We start from the raw sequence: 7,333 nt of genomic DNA, 5'->3' as shown, positions 1-7,333 counted from the left end.
CCGGCAGTTCGTAGAACACGCCGTCCAGCGTATAGCGGTACTGTTTGACCAGATAAATCCGTCCCGCCGCGTTCCCCGCCACCACGGCCACCCCCGGCCTTTTTTGCACCACGTCGTAAACGCCCTTATGGCCGCCGGGGTAGGCAATGCGGTCGTGCCGCACCGAGATCCAGGGGTTCTGGTAGACCACTTTGGATGAGAGCGTTTTCCAGCCGTATTTGTTTTTGGCCATATCAAAACTCTCCGGGAGTAACACCCCGGGGCAAGAGCTGCTGCCAGGTCTCGGGTTTAAATGATTCCACCGGGGAGATCTTCCGGTAGGTGACCGACATCTCCAGATCCTGCCGGGGCTTTGTCATCTCAATTGCATAGGGGCGGGAACTTGGGCCCAGCGTCCGCCAGTTGCCGTAACTGATCTGCTGCAGGTCTTCGGTTCCGTTCTGAACCCGGTATTCCGCGATCCGGCCCAGTTTGGGGTCCACCCGGAAAATGTAGGCCGCCAGGCTGTCCTGATAGCTGAAACTTAAAAATTCATCCTCACCGGCAAAGTCACATTTGCCCGGGAGTAGGGGAGGCCGGCCTTCCAGCATTTTCAGGAACTGGTCCAACGAGAATCCCAGGGCATTGGCCGAGGCCGAGTCAATTTTTTGGATCTGCCCCTTCAGGTAAACGCTTTTGATGGGGATATTGAGCCAGGCCAGACTGTTGCAGACCGCGGCCGAGGCCAGGGTAAAGCCCAGGAAGCCTGCGACGTCTATCCGCATTCTGTGGGGGCTTTCCCAGCGCAGGGTGAAGGAAAATGATTGATTGAAATCCGGAGAACTAAAGGTGAGGTCGCCCTCGGCCCAATAGGGCGGGCGCGGTTCGGAATAACTCTGCTGCACCTGTTGCCAGACCTTTTCGGGGGCCAGCTTCCGGGGCTGGGGCTTAAAATGGGAGCAGCCGGGGAAAAGGCAGAAGGCAAAAAGCAAAAGGCAAAGAGGCAACAGCCGGCGTTTAAGTTTATTCATGGGCCTCAATCTTCTTTTTGACATCTTCCTTTTTAGGGTCCAGCTCCAGCGCTTTGCGCCACTGTTTCAGGGCCAGGTCCTTTTGGCCCAGGGCCAGGTAGACGTCCCCCAAGTGATCGCGCATGGCGGCATCTTCGGGCATCAGTTTAACCGCCCGTTCCAGTTCCTCTCCGGCCTGGGACATTTTTCCCTGTTTGAAGTAGATCCATCCCATGCTGTCAATGTAATACGCGTTATCGGGCTCGGCCTGCAGGGCCTTGGCCACCATGGTCTCGGCCTGGTCCAGGTTTATGCCCCGCTCAGCGTACATATATCCCAGATAATTCAGGGCCAGATGATTGCCGGGCTGGCGGGCCAGCAACAGGAGAAAATAGCCCTCGGCCTGCTCAAAGTTTCCCGATCTTTCATAGGCGGCGGCCAGGTTAAAAAGCAGGTTCAGATCCTTTTTGTTCTTGGGATAAAGTTTAAGGTAATGAGGGATGGCCTGGGAATACTGCTCCAGCTGAACGTAAGCGTAGCCCCAGATGTAATCCAGTTGCATTTTGTTGCCGTGGCGCCTGGATCTTTTAAATGATATCTGGGCCGAGTCCTTCTGCTGCTGGGCCAGCTGGCAGATTCCCAGGTTAAGCCAACCCTCGGCCAGCCGGGGCAGTATGCGAAGGGTGCGGCTGAAATATCCGGAGGCTTCGGGATACTGCTTTTGCTCCAGCTTAAGACGGGCCAGGGTATACAGGGCCTCGGTGTTCAGGCTGTCGTCCTGCAGCAGGAGGTCAAAATTCAGAAAGGCCGCAGGATAGTCTTTTTGCTGATAATAGAGGCGGGCCAGTTGCAGCCTCAAATTTCTGTCCTTGATCCCCAGCGCCAGAATATCCTCAGCCTTGAGGATGGCCCCGGGAAAATCGTTCTTCAAGAGCAGCAGATTGAAAATATGCCTTTTCAGATATTGGTTCTTCGGAGATAGCTCTTCGGCCGCCAGGTAGTAAGCATAGGCCGAATCCGGCTGTTCCACGGCTTCGTAAAGCGCGGCTAGGGAAAGGGAGGTCTTGGCATTCTGGGGATCGCTCAGCAGGACCGACCGGTATTGTTCTATGGCCGGCTGATATTTTTTGGCCCGGGCCAGCGCCCCGGCCAGCTGGACCTGAAGTTCCGGGTCATCATTTTGAACCATGGCCTGAGTCAATACATTCTGGGCCGAATCCGGCTGGTTCGCTATTTCGTAAAGACCGGACAGAGTAACGGCGATCTCGCTGTTTCGGGGATCCAGCTTAAAGGCTTGCTGGTACTCGGCCAGGGCGGCCGGCCAGTCTTTGGCTATCAGGTAGGCATTGCCCAGAATCAAGTAGGGATCAACATTGGCAGAGTCAAGTTTGGCCGCCTTCCGGGCATACAGCGCCGCCAGGGTATCGTTGCCCAGTTCGTAATAGTTCTGGGCGATATACAGGTGCAGCAGGGCCGAGCTCCGGTTGATCTCCAGAGCCCTCTTGTAAGTCTTGATGGCTCCTTTAAGGTTCCCCTGATCTTCCTGGGCGGCGGCAAGGTCAATATAATCCAGCAGGGCTAGGTTGGCCTGGTCGGGATTTAAAACCTGTCTTTTGACGCAGCCGATAGCAAATGTCAGGCTCAACAATATTAAAGCAAGACGTTTTTTCAATTTTTTGACCTTTGATAAATTCAGTAATAATATTCAGCTATCATATTCTATGGCATTCTTGGCGCTTTTGCAAGCAAAAAAATATGGCCGGAAAGCGCTTCTTGGTGCTCCGGCCGGATCAAGGGCTTTATTGTTGATAAATTGTCAAACTTTTTTTTCTCAGGGCCGGCGTGGTGTTTTTTGTGATTTGAATAATATGCTTCGCGCCCCCTTTGCAGGGCATGCTTAGCGTCTTCTCCGCCACCGCAGGTAAATCCATATAGGCTGGTCTGCCTATGGCACGAGCGGGTCCGCCTCTGGCGGAACGGTAATTGGATTCCCGTAATTCCTAAATTCTCAAAATGTATATTGAGCGCCTTCCATGGCCAGCTGGATCTGGGAACTTTTAAGGTCGGCAATTTCCTGCTGGACCTCCTCCACGAACATGGCCTTGATGTGAAACACGTAAAAAGGCGCTTTCAGCCCGGACTTGGCAACTTCTTTGGATAGCGTTTTGGGAGTGAGGTGGCCGGAGATATCGGCCAAACCCTGGAGCCGGTTGGGAAAAGAGGTCTCCACCAGCACCGCTTTAAGGTTCTTCGCTTTTTGAGCCTCCAGCCAAATGCGCTCGGTGGCCCGGGTGTCGGCGGTATAAAGCAGGCTGGACTTGCCGTCCGAGATTATGAAGCCCACCGTGGGCACAGAATGGCTGACTTTGACGGCCTTGACCGTATATCTGCCGATTTTGACGGCCAGGTTTTCCTTCAATGGGCAAAGCCTGAATACCGCCCGTTTCCGGTCGGGGATGGCGGTGAAATCCGGCCAGACGTGATTGTTAAAAAGATGGCTGCGCAGGCCCTGCAGCACTTCGGGGATGCTGGCGATGCTGATTGGTTTTTTGGTGCAGCCCGCCAGGTTGTCGGCCATCAGCAGCAGCCCCAGGCTGTGGTCGATGTGAATGTGGGATAAAAAAACGGTCTCGATCTTTTTTTGCTCGTCAAAGGGCAGCATGGAAGCGGCGGCCCCGGTGTCTATCAGCATTGTTTTGTCCAGCAAAAAACTGGTAAGCCCGAAGCCGGGCAGTTTGGAACCGGAGGCGCCCAATACCCTGATTTTCATATCAAGCCCTTATCTGAATTAATATTTTCAGAGAATATTACCATAAATGTAGCTTATGGAGCGGTTAAAAGTCAAGTCTATTTTAAACTAAATATCAGGGGGCCAAACCAAAACCTGCTGTCAGGCCAAGGGGCCGGATGTCCCCGCCCAGATGCAGATAAAAATAGCGCCCTAGTTTATAGTAAACGCCGGCGTTGGCGTTAAAATTTGCGGTGGAACTTTGATCGTCGTTTATCCAGTAATAGCCGTTGTCTCCCATATTTTTATAGGGTTCGTAATACTGCCGGTAAACCCGGTAAAAGGATACGCCTAGCCCCAGATAGGCGCAGAAATTGTCGTTGAGAGGCCGGGTCATTCCTCCGTTGACCGTAATCCAGGAACCGCGGGTATCTTTTAAAGTATCGGAGGTGTAAACTGTAGCAACATACTCGACGGTGTAATCATATAAATAAGAAGCGATATCCAGGGAGGCGGTGTTCATTTTGTAGTCTATAAAGAGGCCCCAGGTTCTGGGACGGGAAAAACCCAGGGTAAAACCCAGATATTGGTTGGGGATATTGGCGGCGTATCCCAGCAATATGCGGTTTCCGGAATTGAACCCATAGCCTTCGTCATCGGTATAATTGTATTTTGCCTCCTGGGCCTGAACCTGGCCGGGGACAAAGGCCAAAACCGCAAAAATTGAAAGGAATAATGTCGTCTTCAGTGCTTTTAACATAAGATCCTTTTTATTATGCTATTTTTCTGTTTAAGGCTGAAACATTCGGCCTGGGCCGGGGCCGAATCATTTTTTTACCGAGCCAGACTTCAAGGTTCTCCTTTGATAAGCCATAGTGAAGATACTGGTCAAAAAATGTTCCCTGATGGCGGCTTTCTTCAACCGGCTTTCGTCTTCTATGGCCAGCCCCGGGTAAAGTTTCATCACCCGGCTACCGAAGAATCCGTGACCCTTGGCGGTCAGAATAGTTTGCTTCTCCTTGGTGCCGGAATATATCTTGACATCCCCGATGCCGCAGGAGGGGGAGCGGCTCTTGAGCAGAAAACCGTCCACCGGGCCAAGGTTTCTGAAGAATTTTCCGGCAAAGGCCTTCATCTCTTTGGTCAGGTCGCGGCCGGTGGCCGGCTGGAACAGCGAGCGGCGGCCCTTGATTTCAATGACCCTGATGGGATCGCGGGGCACGCCTAGGCCGATCTCCTGTTCCGGGCAGACCGGGACGAAGTCGACGTGGTCCTTAAGTTTTCGAACCAAAGGACTGGAGATCATCAGGCCGTTGTAGCGGCAGGCGGCGAACCCCAGGCATTTGCTGACCACTATCCGGGGTTTGGCGAATGTATCTTTATAACTCAAGGTTTATTATTTTGCCGTTTCATGGGTGGCACTTTTTTCTGTAAGGAATTTAGTCCATCAAGGGCTTGTTCCTTGACCTGTTGATCCGTGGTGTTATTAATGACTTTTGTGTAATATTTAATGGTGTTGTGGTTATCACCGAGTTTCTTGTATGTGTGGGCTATATTGTTTAACACCAGCATATCGGTGGTATCCCCTGTGAAGGCTGTCATATACTGTTCCAATGCTTTTCGCCACAGCCGCTTGAATCCATAGTAGTTGCCAAGGTCATTGCGTCCGATTACACTATGTGGAAAGTATTTCACATGGAGTTTAGCAATTTGTCCAAATTTCTCATCTTCTTCCGTTTGGTAATAATACAGGCCATAGCTGTGCAGTGATTGAATCAGAAACGAATCTGTGTTGGCTATTGGTTTATTTTTTGCCCACAGTACCGAATTAGGGTATGCCTTTGCATGTTCTACCGTCTGTGACAAGATACTTACCTGGGCCTTTATATCTCCAATTTCTTGGCAGATATAGGCGAGACCAAAACGTAGATCAAAACGGTGTGGAAATAAACGTATGCCGGTTTTTACGCTTGATATTGCCGAATCGACAAATTCTGGCTTGTATGCTTTATCGTCATGAATGTAGTATATTTCTCCTGTTTCTTTATGCTGGATAGGTATAGCCTTGCTACCAATGGGCACTTTCTTATCAATTCTGAGCAAATTAGACGATGCCAAGCTGAAAAAATAACTTGTTTTAACAACAAACAGTTCAGGGTCAGGTACGGAATCGTGCTCCCAGTCCCGGATGATTGAATCGACAGTAAAATAATATTTACGCTGGATATAATCAAGACATTTGTCTGAGCGATCAGCATACAGGGGATAAGAGAAAGATAACAGCACAATCAAGTGAAAGAAGACGCATTTATAGGTGATCTTCATGATATCCCCTCATAAGTTGTTAGGGAAATTAAATGCACTGCCGGGCACGTTACTTCTGCTCCCGCTCTACCTTGACCGTGCACTCGGTTACCAGCGCCGCCACCGCGCCGATGGCGGCCAGAGTGGGGGCGATCAGGGCGCCCACCACTCCGATGGTCAGCGGGAAAGCCATGATGGTCTTGCCGTCCCGGTCTATTATAGTGATGCGGCGGATGTTGCCCTCCCTGACCAGTTCCTTGATCTTGGCCAGCAGCTGTTCGCCGGATACTTTTATTTCTTCGGTGAATTGGTCTGACATAAAGCTATTCCTTTCAATATTCGTTTTGAAGCTTTACAGCAATTTATTCTCGGCAAAGCTGTAATAGCCCAGCCTGCCCACTATCAGATGGTCCAGTACTCTGATGTCCAGGGTCCGGGCCACGCTGACGATGGAATCGGTCAGCTGCCGGTCCTCCTGCGAGGGCTGGCAATGGCCGCTGGGGTGGTTGTGCACCAAAATCAATCCGGCCGCGTGAAGGTTCAGGGCCTCTTCGATTATCCGCCGGGGATAGACCGCCGCCTTGTCCACCGTGCCCTGGTTGATGGTCTTGTATTTCAGCACCTCGTTCTTGGCATTGAGATAAATGCACAGGAAGGCCTCGTTGGGCAGTCCGGCCATCTTGGTCCGGGCGAAAGCCAGCACCGACTGGGGCGAGGCCAGGACGTCTCGGGACTTCATTTCGGCGGCCAGGTACTGTTCGGACAGACGTTTGGTCAGCTTGATCAGCACCGCCGGTGATGTCCCCAGGCCCTTCACTTTCTCCAGGTCTTCGGGTGGGGCGTCCAACACTCCGGCCAGGCCGTCAAATCTGTTGATAAGCTCTTTGGCCAAAGGCTTCACATCGCGCCGGGGCAGGACATAGGTCAAAAGCAGTTCCAACAGCTCGTAGTCGTGCAGGCCTTCTCCGCCGGTGCGGCGGAATTTATCCTTCAAACGCCGGCGGTGTCCCGATGTCTGTTCTTTTTTATCCACGACCCTCCTAACACGATATAGACGCACTTGACTGGGGCTTTACCACTGAATCAGAATATTGAATAGTATTTTCCGTGTTTTGGTTATTCAGGGTTTTCGTGGTAGATACTCCATTCAAATCAAAAGGATCTTGTTTATTTCCCTGAATTCCGTCCCTTTTATATACACTACAAATCGAAAAAAATCGGCAATAACCAGGAAGCCTGGATTAACAATACATTACAGGGAGCAACGTCCTGAAAAATAATGCTTGACAAATGTTCGTGTAGTGTATATAAT

9 protein-coding genes are annotated in these 7,333 nt (G+C 51.3%); all 9 read right to left on the bottom strand.

The genetic code is table 11. The features are described 5' to 3' along the window. Positions 1–232: DNA mismatch repair protein MutT (locus tag HY768_11160; GenBank protein ID MBI4727757.1), on the bottom strand; the 232-nt coding region annotated here is incomplete at its 3' end. A 1-nt stretch (position 233) separates the two neighbouring features. Beyond that, positions 234–1,010, bottom strand: coding sequence for a DUF4292 domain-containing protein (locus HY768_11155; protein ID MBI4727756.1), 777 nt, complete (start codon positions 1,008–1,010; stop codon positions 234–236). After that, the gene (locus HY768_11150; protein MBI4727755.1) at positions 1,003–2,661 is read right to left on the bottom strand and encodes a tetratricopeptide repeat protein; all 1,659 of its coding nucleotides are present in this window, start codon (positions 2,659–2,661) and stop codon (positions 1,003–1,005) included. Before HY768_11150 ends, HY768_11155 begins: the two co-directional genes overlap by 8 nt. Before the next feature lie 336 nt (positions 2,662–2,997). Further along, positions 2,998–3,759, bottom strand: a complete 762-nt coding sequence (locus HY768_11145) for a 3',5'-cyclic-nucleotide phosphodiesterase (protein MBI4727754.1) — start codon at positions 3,757–3,759, stop codon at positions 2,998–3,000. A gap of 94 nt (positions 3,760–3,853) precedes the next feature. Next, positions 3,854–4,477 (bottom strand): hypothetical protein, encoded by a 624-nt coding sequence (locus HY768_11140; GenBank protein MBI4727753.1) that lies wholly within the window; start codon positions 4,475–4,477, stop codon positions 3,854–3,856. 66 nt (positions 4,478–4,543) lie between these two features. Further along, positions 4,544–5,107 (bottom strand): DUF523 domain-containing protein, encoded by a 564-nt coding sequence (locus HY768_11135; GenBank protein ID MBI4727752.1) that lies wholly within the window; start codon positions 5,105–5,107, stop codon positions 4,544–4,546. Continuing rightward, entirely contained in the window at positions 5,104–6,042 is a 939-nt protein-coding gene (locus HY768_11130) for a hypothetical protein (protein MBI4727751.1), read from the bottom strand. Before HY768_11130 ends, HY768_11135 begins: the two co-directional genes overlap by 4 nt. A 49-nt stretch (positions 6,043–6,091) precedes the next feature. Next, positions 6,092–6,340, bottom strand: coding sequence for a DUF4342 domain-containing protein (locus tag HY768_11125; GenBank protein MBI4727750.1), 249 nt, complete (start codon positions 6,338–6,340; stop codon positions 6,092–6,094). 33 nt (positions 6,341–6,373) lie between these two features. Next, the gene (gene radC / locus HY768_11120; GenBank protein MBI4727749.1) at positions 6,374–7,054 is read right to left on the bottom strand and encodes a DNA repair protein RadC; all 681 of its coding nucleotides are present in this window, start codon (positions 7,052–7,054) and stop codon (positions 6,374–6,376) included. Positions 7,055–7,333 lie beyond the last annotated feature (279 nt).

The sequence above is a fragment of the candidate division TA06 bacterium genome, from assembly GCA_016208585.1.
GTDB lineage: Bacteria > Edwardsbacteria > AC1 > AC1 > EtOH8 > UBA5202.
The sequence above is the reverse complement of the archived record's forward strand: the minus strand, read 5'-3'. Positions and strand labels throughout refer to the sequence as shown.

What these genes read in the sequence shown, in the direction of transcription:
- HY768_11130 (MBI4727751.1), bottom strand. Translation starts at nt 6,042, where the DNA reads ATGAAGATCACCTATAAATGCGTCTTCTTTCACTTGATTGTGCTGTTA.
- HY768_11155 (MBI4727756.1), bottom strand. Translation starts at nt 1,010, where the DNA reads ATGAATAAACTTAAACGCCGGCTGTTGCCTCTTTGCCTTTTGCTTTTT.
- HY768_11145 (MBI4727754.1), bottom strand. Translation starts at nt 3,759, where the DNA reads ATGAAAATCAGGGTATTGGGCGCCTCCGGTTCCAAACTGCCCGGCTTC.
- HY768_11140 (MBI4727753.1), bottom strand. Translation starts at nt 4,477, where the DNA reads ATGTTAAAAGCACTGAAGACGACATTATTCCTTTCAATTTTTGCGGTT.
- HY768_11125 (MBI4727750.1), bottom strand. Translation starts at nt 6,340, where the DNA reads ATGTCAGACCAATTCACCGAAGAAATAAAAGTATCCGGCGAACAGCTG.